Source organism: Mesorhizobium sp. SEMIA396, from assembly GCF_024518615.1.
Classification (GTDB): Bacteria; Pseudomonadota; Alphaproteobacteria; order Rhizobiales; family Rhizobiaceae; genus Mesorhizobium.
This window is the reverse complement of record NZ_JANIFC010000002.1, coordinates 392,136-408,038: the sequence shown is the minus strand read 5'-3', so window position 1 is coordinate 408,038 and position 15,903 is coordinate 392,136. Positions and strand designations below refer to the sequence as shown.

16 protein-coding genes are annotated in these 15,903 nt (G+C 62.4%); all 16 read right to left on the bottom strand.

Features of this window, described 5'->3' with window-relative positions; translation table 11 throughout:
- Positions 1-14: 14 nt before the first annotated feature.
- The 16 genes from NP503_RS06835 to NP503_RS06760 all read right to left on the bottom strand — a co-directional run bounded on the left by NP503_RS06835 (position 15) and on the right by NP503_RS06760 (position 15,885).
- Positions 15-275: a DUF3303 domain-containing protein gene (locus tag NP503_RS06835; RefSeq protein ID WP_236383112.1), complete on the bottom strand. Its 261-nt coding sequence runs from the start codon at positions 273-275 to the stop codon at positions 15-17.
- A 30-nt stretch (positions 276-305) separates the two neighbouring features.
- Positions 306-1,769, bottom strand: a complete 1,464-nt coding sequence (locus NP503_RS06830) for a RimK family protein (RefSeq protein ID WP_127268534.1) — start codon at positions 1,767-1,769, stop codon at positions 306-308.
- Positions 1,769-2,872 (bottom strand): peptidase C39 family protein, encoded by a 1,104-nt coding sequence (locus NP503_RS06825; RefSeq protein ID WP_127271679.1) that lies wholly within the window; start codon positions 2,870-2,872, stop codon positions 1,769-1,771. The genes NP503_RS06830 and NP503_RS06825 overlap by 1 nt, the downstream gene beginning before the upstream one ends.
- Before the next feature lie 311 nt (positions 2,873-3,183).
- Positions 3,184-3,975, bottom strand: coding sequence for an anti-sigma factor (locus tag NP503_RS06820; protein ID WP_127271681.1), 792 nt, complete (start codon positions 3,973-3,975; stop codon positions 3,184-3,186).
- Positions 3,972-4,490 carry an RNA polymerase sigma factor gene (locus NP503_RS06815; RefSeq protein ID WP_127372020.1) on the bottom strand — a complete coding sequence of 173 codons (519 nt, stop codon included), beginning with the start codon at positions 4,488-4,490 and terminating at the stop codon, positions 3,972-3,974. Before NP503_RS06815 ends, NP503_RS06820 begins: the two co-directional genes overlap by 4 nt.
- A 174-nt stretch (positions 4,491-4,664) precedes the next feature.
- Positions 4,665-7,412, bottom strand: coding sequence for a DUF2339 domain-containing protein (locus NP503_RS06810; protein WP_127269262.1), 2,748 nt, complete (start codon positions 7,410-7,412; stop codon positions 4,665-4,667).
- Between the two features lie 112 nt (positions 7,413-7,524).
- A complete protein-coding gene (locus NP503_RS06805; protein WP_027162667.1) occupies positions 7,525-8,043 on the bottom strand; it encodes a PaaI family thioesterase in 519 nt (172 codons plus the stop codon).
- Positions 8,040-8,816 carry a DNA repair protein RecO gene (gene recO / locus NP503_RS06800; protein WP_127269263.1) on the bottom strand — a complete coding sequence of 259 codons (777 nt, stop codon included), beginning with the start codon at positions 8,814-8,816 and terminating at the stop codon, positions 8,040-8,042. The genes NP503_RS06805 and recO overlap by 4 nt, the downstream gene beginning before the upstream one ends.
- A gap of 132 nt (positions 8,817-8,948) precedes the next feature.
- Positions 8,949-10,085 carry a porin gene (locus NP503_RS06795; RefSeq protein WP_127271628.1) on the bottom strand — a complete coding sequence of 379 codons (1,137 nt, stop codon included), beginning with the start codon at positions 10,083-10,085 and terminating at the stop codon, positions 8,949-8,951.
- 736 nt (positions 10,086-10,821) lie between these two features.
- Entirely contained in the window at positions 10,822-11,715 is an 894-nt protein-coding gene (locus NP503_RS06790) for an aminoglycoside phosphotransferase family protein (RefSeq protein WP_127267162.1), read from the bottom strand.
- 5 nt (positions 11,716-11,720) lie between these two features.
- A complete protein-coding gene (era, locus tag NP503_RS06785; RefSeq protein WP_127267161.1) occupies positions 11,721-12,647 on the bottom strand; it encodes a GTPase Era in 927 nt (308 codons plus the stop codon).
- Positions 12,644-13,399, bottom strand: a complete 756-nt coding sequence (rnc, locus tag NP503_RS06780) for a ribonuclease III (protein WP_127267164.1) — start codon at positions 13,397-13,399, stop codon at positions 12,644-12,646. The genes era and rnc overlap by 4 nt, the downstream gene beginning before the upstream one ends.
- The gene (lepB, locus tag NP503_RS06775; RefSeq protein WP_127267160.1) at positions 13,399-14,148 is read right to left on the bottom strand and encodes a signal peptidase I; all 750 of its coding nucleotides are present in this window, start codon (positions 14,146-14,148) and stop codon (positions 13,399-13,401) included. The genes rnc and lepB overlap by 1 nt, the downstream gene beginning before the upstream one ends.
- A gap of 78 nt (positions 14,149-14,226) precedes the next feature.
- A complete protein-coding gene (gene acpS, locus NP503_RS06770; protein WP_127267159.1) occupies positions 14,227-14,640 on the bottom strand; it encodes a holo-ACP synthase in 414 nt (137 codons plus the stop codon).
- Positions 14,637-15,236, bottom strand: coding sequence for a DUF2062 domain-containing protein (locus NP503_RS06765; protein ID WP_127267163.1), 600 nt, complete (start codon positions 15,234-15,236; stop codon positions 14,637-14,639). Before NP503_RS06765 ends, acpS begins: the two co-directional genes overlap by 4 nt.
- A gap of 247 nt (positions 15,237-15,483) precedes the next feature.
- Positions 15,484-15,885 (bottom strand): VOC family protein, encoded by a 402-nt coding sequence (locus tag NP503_RS06760; protein WP_127267158.1) that lies wholly within the window; start codon positions 15,883-15,885, stop codon positions 15,484-15,486.
- Positions 15,886-15,903 lie beyond the last annotated feature (18 nt).

Below are 15,903 nucleotides of genomic sequence, written 5' to 3'. Positions count from 1 at the left end.
GCGTGCGGCGATGATCAGAGGTGCCCGCTCAAGGCCTCAGCCATGTCCTTGTTTGTCGCCACAGGGATGATCTCGAACTCCACCAGATCCGCCCATTCGATGACCCAACGCTGCAGCAGCGTGACGTCATCGGTCTCCACCAGCAGGAAGCAGCGGCTCATGTCCGCCGCGATCCAGCTGTGGTGCACGAGAAGCTCGTCCGGTTTCAGGCGGCCGCGGTCGCGAAAGCGGCGATAGATCTCCTTGCGATCGCAGCCGGTGAAATCCTCGATCACGATAAACTGCATGTTCTACCCCCGATCAAATTACCGCCCCGGCCGGTCCAGCCGCTCCAGGAACCACTGCGTCAGCCGCACCCAGACCTCGTCCTTCTCGCCGGAATCCTCCCAGCCATGGTCGAGGTTGGGATTGTCGTTGACCTCGATGACGAAGACGCCGTCCTTGGTCTCCTTGAGGTCGACGCCGTAGAGCCCGTCGCCGATGCAGCGCGCCGCCTTTACAGCCGTCTCGACGACATGCGCCGGCGTCTCCTTCAGCGTGAAGGTCTTGATGCCGCCCTGGTCGGGCTTGCCGTTGGCCTTGTGGTTGACGATCTGCCAGTGCTTCTTGGCCATCAGATAATGCACGGCAAACAGCGGCTGGCCGCCGAGCACACCAACGCGCCAGTCATACTCGGTCGGAATGAATTTTTGCGCGATCAGAAGGTCGGAATCCTCCAGCCATTCGGTAGCAAGCGTCTTCAGTTCCTCGAAATTGGCGCATTTCTTGACGCCGCGCGAGAACGACGAATCCGGGATTTTCAGCACCAGCGGAAAGCCCAGCGTCTGCGCTGCCAGTTCGAGATCCGAGGTGCCGGCGATCATCACCGTCGGCGGCACCGGCACCTTGTTGTAGGCCATCAGCTCGTTGAGATAGACCTTGTTGGTGCAGCGGATCATCGACAGTGGATCGTCGATAACCGGCATGCCTTCCTGCTGGGCGCGGCGGGCGAAACGATAGGTGTGGTTGGAGATCGAGGTGGTCTCGCGAATGAACAGCGCGTCGTAATTGGCGAGCTTGGCGAGGTCCCGCTTGGTGATCGGCTCGATTTCGACACCCATCTTCTCGGCGATCTTGGCCCAATAGCGCAGCGACGATATCTCCGATGGCGGCAATTCCTCATGCGGGTCGACCAGCGTGGCGAAGGTGTAGCGCGCCGGCGTGCGGCCCTTGGTGTCGCGCCATTCGCGGTTGGTGTAGGTCTCCAGGCACTGGATGAAGCTTTTTTCCTCATCCTCGGTCATCCGCGCCAGCGGATGGAAACCGATCTTGCGGATCGAGGCCCATTCGGCGCTGTCCTTGATGTGGACTTCGAGCGCCGGCGCGCGGAACCAGTCGAACAGAAGTTTGGCGAAGCGGTCCCAGATTTTCGACGGGCCGATGCCGAAGAAGATGCAGACCTTTTGCGGAAAAACGCCGGCGAGATCCTTGCGGCATTTGTTGAGCGCCAGCTCCAGTTCCGGCAGCGCGTGTTCATAGAGCTTGCGCTCCGACAGGTCGATCATCGTTTCGACCGTCGGGATCACCTTGTGGCCGCGCGAGCTTGCCAGCAGCGACGCATAGTAGCCGCGGCTCTGGTAGCCGTAATTGTTCGACAGGTTGATGACCTTCGGCCACTGGCCGCGAAACAGTGACGGGTGCGCGAGATAGTCGCGATTGGTGATGATCTTGTGCGGTGTCGCCACCTGGTCGAGATCGCTCTGCCTGCCGGTAAGGATGACCCAGGTCATTATCTGTCACGCTTTCCCAGAGTGATGGCGGCACGCAATCCATCGCGACCGAACTGCGCCATGTTCATGAAGATGCCGTAAGGCACGGGAATGTTGGCTGCATCAAGGATGGTCTCCTGCCTTTCGTCTTCGACCCAAGGGTCGTGGATCAGGATATGGTCGCCGTCATCGCCGATCGCCAGCACCCAGTGCGGCACCTTCTTGCCAAACATCAGGAAGCCGCTGATCAGCACCAGCACCAGCTTTCCCTCAGCGATCGCAGCGCGGATATCGTCGATTGTGAATGCACGGTAATTCACCGGGATGCCGTAAAGTTCCGCGCGTCGGCGAAAGTCGACCTGGGCCAGTTCCATCACTCTGCGCTTGTCCTCACTGCGTACCGATTGCAGGAACAACGCGCCATAGAAGGAAACGTAGATCTCCACCGCGAGCCCGCTTTCGTAGCCCGAGACAGCGAGGCCGAATGGCTCGCAACCACCGGGACCCGACATCATGAAGACGGTCGTCGCTTCACGCCACAGGCGGATTTCCATGACCGGATCCGGCACGAAGCCGCGATCGAAATTGGCCATCGCCATCATCAGGCAGCACGGGCCGCAGGTGAATTCGCAGGTCTGCGGGTAGAACGGCACCTTGGTGGCGATCGGAATGTCGCCACGCAAGGTCTTTTCGTAGCGAAGTGCCGTTTCGCCATCCTCATAGTAGCCGGGCTCGCGGCCGATCTTGCGATACCCGGCCTGTTCGTAGATACGGATCGCGCGGCTGTTGTCCTCGCGAACTTCGAGACGCAGCATCATGCGGTCGTGCTCGAAGGCGGCATCTTCGGCGGATCCGAGCAGCATGCGGCCGACACCCAGCCCGCCGAAAAACGGACTGGTCGCAATCGAGTAGAGGCGCGCCACGCCGCTGCCCTTGCGAAACAGCACGATCGCGTAGCCGGCCAGGCGGCCATCGACTTCAGCGACCAGCGTCTCGGCGGTTTCACGCTCGATGAACAGGCGAAAGGAGCGGCGGGAAATACGGTCGCTTGAGAAAACAGCTTTCTCAATGGCGGCGAGATCATCGACGTCAGACGCGCGGGCCGTGCGGATCTCGGCAGGCATGCGGCTTCAGAAAACCTCGATTGGTGGTGGAAATGGCCCTACTCGAACACGTCCTTGACGCCGACCAGGGCGTTGGGAAAACCGGCGTCCACCTGGGCGCACAAAGTCCGCTCCACCACCTTGAATCTTCGCCTCGTGTTTCCAAAAACCGCTTCCGATTTTCGGGGCGATGCGACGGCATTCATCAAGCGCTATCGCACCTCGATTAGGGCCGAATTGTGACAAATCCGACGCCGACTCGACGGGTGTGAAAGGGCCCTTCGGCCGGATCGGCATTCGCGGATCGACGGCACCGGCAAAAGCAATGCCGTTCAGCTTGCCAGCCCGTTCACAAGTTGCGTGTAGGCGCTCCTGGCAACCTCGGCCAGCCGCTCGCGCGGCAAGGAGCCGACCACGGCGCAGCCATAGCCCTTGTCCAGCCAGTAGACGGCCTCGGGTCCATCTTGCGCGGCGGCGTAGGTGCCCTTGGCATTCTCCGTCGATTCCGTGGTGACAAACAGCGATATACGCTGCCCATTGCCGTCCTCGTAAAGCAGCATGGCGGCCTTGCTCTCGCCTGCCGGCAACAGCCGGCCGCCGACCAGCTGGAATCCGTCGGCGGTCAGGTCCGGCGCCACCAGATTCAGCCCTATCCGGTTGGACAGCCATGTCTGCAGATGGTCCTTGTCGCTGGCCGGCACCTCGACGGCATGCCGCTTTTCGGCGGCATAGATGACATGAGCCGCGATTGCCTGCTCGGCCAGCCGATCTTCGGCCGGGTCCTCCTGGCCGATGCCATCGATGCCGGCAAAATAGCCACCAAGTCCGCCTACGGCCAGAAGCACGGCGGCAGCAGCGGCAAGCCACCAGCGTGAGCGTGACACAGCTGCCTTGACCGGCACCTCGCCAAGCACGACCTTGCGCAAGTGCCCAGGCACGGCTTCGTCCAGCACGTCGGCGAAGGCGGCACGCAGCGCCGCCCGGTCGGCGGTGAAACGGGCGCTCCTGGCCTTCATCTCGGGATTGGCGTCGAGCCAGGCATCGTAGGCCGCGCGCTCATCGCCGGGCAGCTCGCCATCGAGCGCCATATGGATGTCACGTTCGGAAAAGTCGCGGCGGATCATTTCTCGACGATCCTTATCGCGCGGCGGCGCGCCGTGTCGTCCAGCAACCCGCGCAATTCCTCACGCCCGCGCGCAATGCGCGACATCAGCGTGCCCGCAGGCACGCCCAGAATGTTGGCGGCTTCGGCATAGGAAAAACCTTCGATGGCAACCATGACAAGGGCTGCGCGACGGTCGGGGCTGATCGCCTGCAATGCGTCGACGATCTCGCGCGAGGCAATGCTCTCCACCTGCTCGGCCGGCTGGGCAACGGCCTCGCCCGCCTCCAGCGGCAGCATCGCCGCCTCGCCGCGGCGGTTCACCTTGCGCATCTGGTCGATGAACAAATGATGCATGATCGTAAACAGCCACCTCCGGGGGCTTTCTCCCGTCTGCCAGTTGTCGAGCCGCACAAGCGCCCGCTCGAGGCAATCCTGGACAAGGTCGTCGGCAGCGTCGCGGTCGCGCAAAAGCGAGCGTGCGTAGCGGCGCAGGCGCGGTATTTCGCCAAGGATTGCTGCCTTCTTTTCGTCCATGACCGCTGGTTTCGAGGTCGCCCTTATTGATCCCAATTGAACGCGCCTTCCGGGCACGGCGCAAGCGGCCAGCGCGAAGCGGTCTCCCGCCCCGGTCACCCAAGCAATGCAATAACGCTGGCTAGTGCCGATTTATTCCCGGTCGGGGTGAAATCTTATTGTTCTTGCTTGCCTTTATCCGTTTTCCCGCGCCGCCCGCGTCAAAAGCCGCTGATAAAACAGGCCGATGCCGATCAGCACGGCGCCAAGGCCGATGAACGACAACGCCCTCAGCACACCTTCCAGCTCCGACATGTCGAAGATGAAGACCTTCAGCACGGCGATCGCGATCAGCGCGGCCGAGGCGACGCGCAGCACCTGCGATTTCAACCAGACACCGGCTGTGAGGAGCGCAACGCCAATCACCAGCCAAAGCGCCGAGTAGGTATAGGTTTCCAACTGGCCGAGGCCGCTCCACAAGCCGATGAACTCGCCCTTGAACAGGCGCCTCACCGACAGCGTGGCATAGGCGAAGGCAAGCACGGCAGCCACCACGGCCAGCATCTGCGCATACCATTTCGGCCGCTTGTCCCTGGCGTAGAGCGCCAGTCCCCCGGCGGCGACCGCAGGCAGGAGATAGGCGAGGAACAACAGGTTGAACACCGGGATCCGGCCTGTCGATTCGTCTGACAACAGCGGATTCAGCACGACGAAGTGCCTGACAACGATGAAGGCGACCGAGGCCACACCGGCGGCCATCGAACCATAGCGCAGCACCGAGCTTGGCGAGCGCATGTCGATGGCGACCAGGATGGCGCCGGCGCCGATGGCGATCAGGGTGTAGATCGACTGTTCGGCGAGCGTCATGGCACCCGTGTCGATGACGCCGCCGTGCATGGCGTGGCGCACCAGCATAGCGAGCGTGAGCAGCGCAAACAGCGCCGCAGCCGCCTCCATGGCAAGGCGCGGCCGGCCATTCGTGGTGCGCGCAAGCTGCCAGGCGGCAAAGCCGAAGGCCAGTGCCGGCACGCCGTAGCCTGGCAGCAGCCAGTTGAACACCGGCGTCGTCGACAGGAACCCGGCACCGACGATGGTCGGGTCGAAAGCGACGCGGCCAAGCACCGCGATCACCGCGCCGACCGAAATCCAGCCGAGCACCGGATAGGCGCGCCAGCGCGTAGTCAGCGCCGGCACGATGGCCGCCGCACCGAGCAGGATGGTGGTCCAGCCGGAATCGAAAGCCATATGCATGAGCAGGAGCCCGGCGATGGCCGCGCCGCCCAGGGCAAACGACACCGCGACACCGCCCTTGAGCGGCGGCTCCTCGGCCCGCGCGATCCACTCGCCGCCGGCGGCGAAAATGACGACCAGCAGTGCCGCTGCGGCAGCGTAGACAAGGTCACGGTCGAGATTGCCGAAGGTGAACCAGAGTGCCAGCAGGATGACCAGCGGGACAATGACGCCCCACGCTGCCCATGAGGCCGCGCGGATCTGCGTGCCGGCGGCGAACCGGCGCGCGGCCCAGAAGCCGGCGCCGATGAAGACCAGGCCGAGTACGATGCCGATGCGCAAGGTCAGCGCGTTGGACGTGGCCACCGGCAGTCCGTCGACGCCCAAGGCGCCGCTGGAAAAATCGGAAGCGATCGAGGTTGGCGGGATGATGCCGAGATAGATCAGCACCGTGACCAGTCCCGCGGCATAGAGGAGCGGCAGCGCCAGCGGACGATAAAGCGCGACCCCCACCATCGCGGCGATCACCACCGCGCCCGGCAAGGCGTAGCCGGCGGCAGCGAAGGCCGGGTCGACCGACAGGCCCAGCGCCGAGAATGCGACGAACAGGCCAGGCACGATGGACGGCCAGTCGAAAGCCCTGGCTGGTCCAGGTTCGTCGTCACGGCGAGCGAGCCAGACAAGGGCGAGCACGGCCAGCGTGACGGCGTCGATGAACAGGATGGCAGAGAGGTTCGCCCCTGGCGCATCGGTCATATAGAGGATGGTCCAGACACCGGCGCCGAAAAAGGCGGCCGCCATCAGTAATTTCCAATCGCGCATGCGGGCGATGACGCCGGTGACGGCAAGCACGATCGCGAGATAGCCGAAAAGCGCCCAGGGATTGGGTGCCTGCGAGGCGACCAGCACCGGCGTCACCATGGCGCCTACCAGGCCGATGCCGGCCAGCGCCTGACCATGGACCAGGGCGGCCGCGATCGTTGCCACGCCGATGACGCCGAGCAGCGTGAAGGCGAGTGCCGGGCCGATGAAGCCGTAAATGCCATGCGCGGCATAGACGGTGCCGAACAGGATGAAGGCACCGGCAGCAGTCAGGATCGCTGGAATATAAGCGCCAGCGGCCCCTTGCACCGGCACCTTGAAGCCGGTGCGGCGGATGAACTCGCCGCCGGCCACCAGCACCAGGCCGAGCACGCCGGCCATGGTCAGCCGCACGCCGGGACCGAAAATACCTGCCTCGATGGTGTAGCGGATCAGGAACAGGCCGCCCAGCGCCAGCGCGATGCCACCGACCCAGACCGCCCAGCGGGTGCCGAGCGCGGTTTCGACATCGGATTGGCGGGCGGCTTTCGCCGCTCCGGGAAGCTCCGCAGGTTCCACTGCCTTCGGTGCCGGTTCTGGAGCGGTCCACGGGCCGGAGACGATCTCGCCGGTCGAGTCTTCCGTGTCCGTGGCTGGCGCCGGGACGGTGACCGCTGCGCTTACCTCCGGCGGAACGATATCGGTCGCAGCCGCTGCGTCCGGAGCCATGTCGGCGGGCGCGTTGTCGTCCACCTGTTCGGAGGACTTGGCCGCAGGCGGCACGGCACCGGAAAGGACCAGGCTGCGCAGCGCGCCTAGTTCACGCTCGACAAGGCCGATGCGGCTCTGCTGGCGCGAAATGATGACGAACAAGGCGATGATGGCGACAAGGCCGATCAGGCTTTCAAACATGGCGGTTCCCCCAAACCAGGCCAGTTTTCACTGACATTCGTCTTACTGACATTCAAATGCGGCGGCCAAACGGCCAGAAAATCCAAGCTCGGAAAACTCAATGCGCCGCCAGTCAACGCGCCGCCAGATTGGCGGCCGGAAAGATCGAGCATGTTTCGGTGCCGAAAGCCAGCAGCTTGCCGCCGGCATCCTTCAGCGTCGCTTCCGACACCGCCAACGTGCGGCCCTTGTGAACAACCCTGCCCTCGCACACCACCTCGCCGGTCTTCGGCGTGATGGGACGCGTCAAATTCACCTTGAACTCCGCCGTGGTATAGGCCTCGCCCTTTTCGAGCAGCGTCTGCACGGCACAGGCCAGCGCCGAATCGAGCAGCGTCGCCGCCCAGCCGCCATGCACGCTGCCCAGCGGATTGAGATGGCGCTCGCTCGGCATGCCACGAAAGACAGCGCGCCCTTCCGAGACTTCGGTGAGAGTGAAATTCAGCTGGAAGGAAATCGGCGGCGCCGGATACTTGCCGTCGACGATGCGCTGCAGCAATTCCAAACCGGTGTATTTCAGGATGTCGGCGTGCGGAATGGTGCCGAGGCCGAGCGGTGAGACCCGGCCAGGATAAAGTTCGACCTCGCTCATGTGATGATTTCTCTGGCTGCGTCTTCGCCAGCTATGGCCTTGCCGCGCGCGTGATGTTTGCGCAAGGCGGCGAGGAAGCCGGTACGAGCGTCCGGCGGCTCGATGCCGCGCGGCTCATAGACGTGGCGGTTGAAGAAGAAGCCGGTGAGCCGGAAGGCGTCGTCGACATCAGCCGCATCGGCGCGCAGGCCGGAGCCGCGCTGCAGGAAGGCCGGCAGAGCCAGCATCTTGTCGCGCCACGGCAAACCGGCTTCGCGCGATACCGCACGTCCCGACTTCGGTGAGACATAGGCCAGGTCCTGTCGCGTGCCGGTGGCGGCGCATTGGCTGAGATCGAGGCCGAAGCCGAGTTCGTCCAGCACCAGAAGCTCGAAGCGCGCCACCAGTTCGCCGGCAACGTCGGCGTCGTCGAGATGGACGATCATCACGGCAAGCGTTTCGTAGAGACCTTCATGCGCGTCGCGCTCGGGCAGCAGGCGCAGATGCGCGGCCATGGTCTGCAATCCGTAGACGGCAAAGGCGCTGTCCATCAACCGGGCCGCGTTCATCTCGATCGCCTCGGCCTGGAACGTGCCGAGGTGCTCGTCAAGGCGCGCTCGCCACAACAGGTCGACACGGTTGCCGGGCTGGAGCACAGGCTGCTGCTTGCGCGAACGGCCGCCACGAACAAGGCCGAGATGACGGCCATGCGCTCGCGTCAACACCTCGAGAATGGCGCTGGTTTCGCCATGCTTGCGGGTGCCGAGAATGATTCCCTCGTCGCGCCATTCCATTTCAGGAGCTTTTCACCGATCGGGTGGCGAAATCAAGGTATGGGCTTGGCCCCCGGGTAACTCTCATGCCAATGCATAAAAAACCGCCCGCAGCGATGTGCTGCGGGCGGGCTGGTGGGGTCAGTCGATCCGTTAGAAATTGCGCTGGAAGCGAACGATGCCGCCGACGCTGCTCTTCTTGTCGGCCTTCGTCCAGTTGTTGAAGTCCAAGTCGTCGAATTTTCCTGCATTGAGGTAATCGACTTCAGTCGTGATCGTAAAGCCGGGCACAATGGTATAGGCCACGTTGGCCGCGACGCCGAGGTTCTTCCAGTCGTCATAGGAGACCTGGGCGTTGAACGAGGTCTTGTCGTTGAACTTGTAGGTGCCGCCGCCCCAGATCGCCCAGTTTCCGCCCCATGGCTTGTATTGGGTACGGCCTGTGCCGAAGTCGTTGATGTTGTCGTTGGTGCCGTAGCCGCCCATGACGAACAGCGTCAGTTCCTTGCTGACGTTGACGTCCAAACGGACCTTGCCGGACACTTCCTCATAATTGCTGTCATAGGCCACGACGCCGGTGATCGCACCCCAGTCGCCCTTGTACTTCAAACCGCCGACGACATGCGGAACATAGCTGTCGATCGTGTTGACGCCGGTGCCTTCTTCGAGCGAGACCACGCCCGTGAAGCCGCTGCCTGCGTCGAAGTAGTAGCTGATGAGATTGGTATCCTTGACACCATACGGGATGAGCGTGTCCTGGATGACGTTGCCGGCATAACCGATGAACTGATCGTATACCGTTTCATCCTTACCGACGCGCAGGCCACCGAGCTGGATCCAGGCGAAATTGAGGCTGGTGGCCTTGTTGCCGGCCTGCCAGCCAGAGCCACTAGTCTCATAGTTGCCGCTGCTGTTGCCGAATTGAAAGCGAGTCTCGGTAAAGGTCTTCAACGTGCCGAGCTCGGTTTCCTGGCCGGTATAAGTCCTCAGCGTGAAACGCATGTTCTTATACCAGGTATCGTTGCTGTCGCCGTCCTCGGTATCCGGAACGTTATTGGCGCCATCCAGCGCGCCGGAATCGCCAGCGCCCATGTCATAGCGCAGATAGCCGCCGATGCGCAGGCAGGTCTCGGTGCCCGGAATGTAGAAGTAACCGGCGCCGTAGACGTCGCAGATCTTGACGTATTCGGCCGGTTCCGGTTCGGCGACGACGACAGCGTCGGCGGCGCGCGCGCCGCTGACCGCGATCAGGGCCGCGGCTGAGCCGAGAAGGAGGCTCTTGATGTTCATTTTCTGACCTCTCCAGTCATAGTTATAAATGGCTTCGGATTTGTGGCTGGCGGCAATGTTTTCCCGCCTCACCCCCACAACGAAAAAGGCTCACACCGCTCGCCCTTTTCAGCGGCGAACATACCCATCGTTCATCTGCCTTCAATGACGATTTCCGGAATAATTACAATTCCACAAACAGATTAATGCCGTGTTGCACAAATAACACTTGATAATCCGACGAGCGGCACAAATGGCACAATGTCATTTATTAAATACATATACGGATACTTTCGCGTCTAACTATACTGATAACGTGTTATATTTCCAAAATGGCAGCATAATACGCAAAATATACCTCAATTCTGTCGAAATTTATTTGATTCTTGCCGCCTCCCCTTCTGTTGCCAGATAACGCCCATCTGCAAATCCCGCTCTGATACCGAGGCGAAAAGCGGGATGACGCTTCCAAGGGTGTCTGCCCCCTCCAAGGCGGTCGAAACTTCCTGGAGTGCCGTCGTGTCGCCGATTGTGACAGCAGCCAGCCGTTGAAAAACGATTCCTCCGTGACGCCCTCTCAGTCGACCTGAACGACGCAGGCGATGCGCTCCCCCCGCCTCGATCAGGCGGGTGGGCACGCATAGGTCCGGGAAAGCATCGCCTCGGCCAGAATGTCCCTGGTCGCGCCATACGGGGCGGATGGATCGGCGACAGGATCAGGATCTGGTGGGCGAGAGCGCCTTGAACGTTTGGCGCCTCACCCCCGCCGCGCGTGATCGGCAAGCACCTCATCGATCACATGACGGGATTTTTCAACCTCGACAGGGTAGACGTCGATCTGTCCAGCTACCGTGATCAGCGCCTTCCAAAGCGTCCAGCCACGACCACGCGCCCACATCGCCTCATCGGCTGGAAGGCCGGCGCGAAACGCCTCCCGGCTTTTGCCTTCAAACAATGTCCAGGCAATCGCCAGATCGCAGGCGGGATCGCCAACGCCGGAGGTTCCGAAGTCGATCACCGCGCCCAACCGGCCTTGCCTGACCAGCAGGTTTCCGCAACTGACGTCGCCGTGGAACCAGACCGGCGCACCGTGCCATGGCGCGGCAAGTGCTGCCTCCCACACCGCGCGGGCTGCGACCGTATCGATCTTGCCGTCGAGGGCTGCAATCGCTTGCCGGGTTTCGCCATCGTAGACGCTGAGTGCTCCGCCGCGAAAGAAGTTGTGTTGTCCCGGCGCCGGTCCGCCAGTGGCATCGATCCTTTGCAAGGCGACCAGGAACGCGGCCAGGTCGGTCGCGAATCGCGGCAAGCTGGCGATACGCTCGCGCTCTGCCGTCTCGCCTTCGATCCAGCGGTAAACGGACCAGTGCCAGGGATAGCTTTCGGCCGGAACTCCCATCGCCAGCGGCACCGGGATCGGCAGCGGCAACAGAGGTGCGAGCCTCGGCAGCCAGCGATGCTCCTTTTCCACCTGCAGGGAATAGGCCGCGGCGCTTGGCAGCCGCACGGTCATCTCGTCGCCGAGATGAAAGGTCCTGTTGTCCCAGCCGCCAAACTCGACGGGCCTGACCGCAAGCTCCTTCCAACGGGGAAACTGCGTGGCGATCAATCGGCTGACAAGCGCTATGTCGATGTTCGGCTTGCTGACCATCGAGCCTAGCGCGGAAACTCGAGCCCCATCTCGCGATAGCGCTCAGGGTCGTCGCCCCAGTTCTCGCGCACCTTGACGAACAGGAACAGGTGCACCTTCTGTTCGAGGATGCCCGCTATCTCCATGCGTGCCGCCTGGCCGATGGCGCGGATTGTCTCGCCCTTGTGGCCAAGAACGATCTTCTTCTGGCTGTCGCGCTCAACATAGATGGTCTGGTCGATGCGCACCGAGCCATCCGGCTTCTCTTCCCATTTCTCGGTCTCGATATGCGAGGAATAGGGCAGTTCCTGATGCAGCCTTAGATACAGCTTCTCGCGCGTGATCTCGGCCGCGAGCTGGCGCATCGGCAGGTCCGAGATCTGGTCTTCCGGATAGTACCAGGGGCCGACCGGCAGAGCCTCGGCCAGATAATCGAGCACGTCCTTGCAGCCGGAACCGGTCAGCGCCGACACCATGAAGGTGCGCTTGAACGGCACCCTTTCGTTCGCTGCCGCCGACAGAGCGAGCAGCGCTTCGTGCTTGACGCGGTCGACCTTATTGAGGATCAGCACCATCGGCTGGCGCACATCCTTCAGCCGTTCGAGGATGGCGTCGGCGTCGCCCCTGATGCCGCGTTCGGCATCGATCAAAAGCAGCACGATGTCGGCGTCCTTGGCCCCGCCCCAGGCGGTGGTCACCATCGCCGTGTCGAGCCTCCGCTTCGGCTTGAAGATGCCGGGCGTGTCGACAAAAACGATCTGCGCATTGTCATGCGTGGCGACGCCGCGCACGATGGCGCGGGTCGTCTGCACCTTGTGGGTGACGATCGACACCTTGGCGCCCACCAATTGGTTGACCAGCGTCGACTTGCCCGCATTGGGCGCGCCGATCAGCGCGACAAAACCGGAATGCGTGGCGGCGGCTGCGGTCGCCGGCTCTTCGGTAGCGGTCATGCCGCACTCCCTTCACTGGAGGGTCGCGCGCCCTCCGATTTTTGGGCCGATGTGGTGGCCCAGACGCCTTCGCGCACAAGAAATGCCGAAGCCGCCGCTTCTTCGGCAACCCTGCGGGAGCCGCCAGTGCCGCTTATCGGCGCAAAACCGCGGACCTGCAAGGACACGGTGAAGACGGGCTGGTGGTCCGGGCCTTCGCGCTTTTCGATCACGTATTCGGGTCTGATATCGCTGGTCTTGGCAATCCATTCCTGCAGATCGGATTTCGGATTGAGCGGCTTTGTGATCACCGTATGCGAGCGCGGTTCCCAGTAGCGCAGGACAAACCGCCGCGCGGCCTCGATGCCACCGTCAACGTAAACCGCCGCGATCAGGGCTTCGACCGCATCCGCCAGATAGTTTCCGCCCGAGCCACGCGACCGCATCTTCAAGGCAGAATCGGCGCGGACCAGATCTTCCAGCTGCATTTCGATGCCGATCTCGGAGCATGTCCGCGCATCGACCAGCGCATTGAAACGCGGCGCGATTTCACCTTCCGGCGCATCGGGAAATTTTTCGAAAAGCATATCGGCGACGACAAGCCCGAGCACGCGGTCGCCAAGAAATTCAAGACGCTGGTTGTTGGTGGCGGCCTTGACCGCACTGGAATGCGTCAAGGCGGTCTCGAGCAAGCGGATATCCTTGAAGACGTGGCCGGTCTTGGCTTTTACCAAACCGGCCAGAGTTTCGCCTGTCGGACGCTTCAAAGCCATCAATTGACGAAGTGGAACAGGCGCGAAGCGCGCATCAGCGACGGCCATTTCCAGATTTCGAGAGGGCTCGCCTTGCCGGCGATCGAGAAGAAAACAAGATTGGCACGGCCAACCAGATTTTCCGCGGGAACGTAGCCGACGGTGAAACGGCTGTCGGCGGAATTGTCCCGGTTGTCGCCCATCATGAAATAGTGGCCGGGCGGCACATCGAATTCGCGGGTGTTGTCGCCGATCGAGTTCGAATTCAGGTCGAGCGTGTCGTAGCTGACGCCGTTGGGCAAGGTCTCACGATAGACATCGATCGGGCGCGATTCCTCGGTGATGTCGGGATTGTCGATCTGGCCTGTTTTCACGCGCGGCACGCCGACGCCGTTGATGAACAGCTGGCCGTCCTTGACCTGGATCTTGTCACCCGGCAGGCCGACAACGCGCTTGATGTAGTCGACGGACGGATCAGGCGGGAACTTGAACACCGCCACGTCGCCGCGCTTCGGCTCGGCGCCCCAGATACGGCCCGAAAAGATGTCGGGGCCGAAAGGCAGCGAGTACCGCGAATAGCCATAGGACCATTTGGTGACGAACAGATAGTCGCCTTCAAGAAGCGTCGGCCGCATTGATCCCGACGGGATCGAAAAAGGCTGGAACAGCAGCGTGCGGATGACCAGGGCGAGCAAAAGCGCCTGGACGATGACGCTGACGGTCTCGCCAAGCCCGCCGGATTTCTTCTCGGATTTTTCAGCCACGCTCATGTCGTCCTCGATTGTGCGTTGGATGGTATAGAGTCTCGGCGCGCGCTGGGCAACGTCAATGCCGGTCGTCAGAGGCAATCAATGTGGCGCTTCTTCGACGGGCAGCGCCTCGATGATCACAAAGGCTTGAGCGAGCGGGAAATCATCCGTGATGGTGAGGTGGATTGCCGCCCGATGGCCGTTTGGCAGGATCTTGTCCAGCCTGGCCTGCGCTCCTCCCGTCAGAGCCATGGTCGGCGCGCCACTGGGCAGGTTGACGACACCCATGTCGCGCCAGAACACCCCCTGCGCCATACCGGTGCCCAGCGCCTTGGCGCAGGCCTCCTTGGCGGCGAAGCGTTTGGCATAAGAGGCCGCGCGGGCGCCTCGATTGTCCGAACGCGCCTGTTCGACCTCGGTGTAGATTCTCTGGATGAAGCGCTGGCCGTGACGCTCCAGCGATTTCTCGATGCGTCTGATGTCGATCAGGTCGCTGCCGATGCCGATGATCATCGCGCGGTGGAACCGATGCTTGCGCCGGGATGGGGCGATTGCGCATGCCGGCTTGCGCGCTGGGCCAGACGTTTGCACCGCTGTTCGCGGAAAGCGTTCATGCCCCAGCGCGTGATGGCGTAAAACAGCAGCCCGAAGGCGAGCCCGAGCGGAACCGCGCCTATCAGCATCGGTTCAAGGACCGGTTTCCACAATTGCGCGAAGGAGAGGTTGTGCAACATCTCGCCCAGATGTGCCGGCGGCCCATGCGTCGGCAAGCGGTCATGCAGGATGAGCTTGCCCGTTTCCCACGACGCCCCCCATAGCAACGGGAAGGTCAGGGGGTTGCCGAAAAAAACCGCGCCGAGAGCGGCCGCCACCAGATTGCCGGCGATCACCCAGCACAGGAGGGCAGCGATGATGAAATGGAAACCGACGGGAAAGAATGAAGCGAAGACCCCCGCTGCAACGCCGGCCGCCACCGCATGCGGTGTGGCCTTCAGCCGCAGGATGCGCTTGGAAAAATACTGAAGCGAGCGCGAAAATGAGCGGCGCGGCCAAAGGTAGGTACGCACCCGCTCATAAAGGCCATCAGGCTTGCGGCGTCGAAAAAGCACTCTGTTCCCGTTCCACGGCTCCCGCAACGGCACCTTAGCCGGGCGTGGTAGCCACATCTTGCGCTTGACGATCACCCAATGGCAATCGCAAGCATGATATAACGACGCGCTGACAGAAGAACAACCAAGCACCGTCTGTCCGATGCGCACTCGTCGCCGCCCCTCGGGGTGGTTCATGCTTCGAACATTGGACAATCGCGGCGAATTTAAGGAAAACTGGCAGTCGCTTTTTCGAAGAGCACCAGCGCTACGGCAGGTATTCGCTGACCTCGACCAGATTGCCGTCCGGGTCGCGGAAATAGACCGACATCATCGGACCGCGGGCCCCGACACGTTCAACCGGACCGAGTTCCACCGCCACACCATTGGCCGCGAGCCGGGCACGGACCTCATCCAGTGGCCCGTCCGTGACCAGGCAGAAATCGCTCGAGCCCGGAGCCGGCGACTTCGCCTTCGGCTCGAAAGTGCGGCCGACCTCATGCACATTGATCTTATGGATACCGAAAGCCAGCGCCGTCGGCCGATCCGCCGCGTCGATGCGCTCAAAACCCAGCACGCGCTGGTAAAACTCACAGGTCACTTCCAGCGAAGCGACCGTCAGCACGAAATGATCGATGCCGGTGATCATTTCCAATTTGTCTTCACGCATGTCGCTTTCCCCAAAACC

Excerpts from the sequence above, each read along its gene's own strand:
- NP503_RS06820 (WP_127271681.1), bottom strand. The coding sequence starts at position 3,975 with ATGATCCGCCGCGACTTTTCCGAACGTGACATCCATATGGCGCTCGAT.
- NP503_RS06830 (WP_127268534.1), bottom strand. The coding sequence starts at position 1,769 with ATGACCTGGGTCATCCTTACCGGCAGGCAGAGCGATCTCGACCAGGTG.
- NP503_RS06825 (WP_127271679.1), bottom strand. The coding sequence starts at position 2,872 with ATGCCTGCCGAGATCCGCACGGCCCGCGCGTCTGACGTCGATGATCTC.
- NP503_RS06790 (WP_127267162.1), bottom strand. The coding sequence starts at position 11,715 with ATGGTCAGCAAGCCGAACATCGACATAGCGCTTGTCAGCCGATTGATC.
- lepB (WP_127267160.1), bottom strand. The coding sequence starts at position 14,148 with ATGAGCGTGGCTGAAAAATCCGAGAAGAAATCCGGCGGGCTTGGCGAG.
- NP503_RS06805 (WP_027162667.1), bottom strand. The coding sequence starts at position 8,043 with ATGAGCGAGGTCGAACTTTATCCTGGCCGGGTCTCACCGCTCGGCCTC.
- recO (WP_127269263.1), bottom strand. The coding sequence starts at position 8,816 with ATGGAATGGCGCGACGAGGGAATCATTCTCGGCACCCGCAAGCATGGC.
- NP503_RS06795 (WP_127271628.1), bottom strand. The coding sequence starts at position 10,085 with ATGAACATCAAGAGCCTCCTTCTCGGCTCAGCCGCGGCCCTGATCGCG.
- era (WP_127267161.1), bottom strand. The coding sequence starts at position 12,647 with ATGACCGCTACCGAAGAGCCGGCGACCGCAGCCGCCGCCACGCATTCC.
- NP503_RS06810 (WP_127269262.1), bottom strand. The coding sequence starts at position 7,412 with ATGTTTGAAAGCCTGATCGGCCTTGTCGCCATCATCGCCTTGTTCGTC.
- rnc (WP_127267164.1), bottom strand. The coding sequence starts at position 13,399 with ATGGCTTTGAAGCGTCCGACAGGCGAAACTCTGGCCGGTTTGGTAAAA.
- NP503_RS06760 (WP_127267158.1), bottom strand. The coding sequence starts at position 15,885 with ATGCGTGAAGACAAATTGGAAATGATCACCGGCATCGATCATTTCGTG.
- NP503_RS06815 (WP_127372020.1), bottom strand. The coding sequence starts at position 4,490 with ATGGACGAAAAGAAGGCAGCAATCCTTGGCGAAATACCGCGCCTGCGC.
- acpS (WP_127267159.1), bottom strand. The coding sequence starts at position 14,640 with ATGATCATCGGCATCGGCAGCGACCTGATCGACATCAGACGCATCGAG.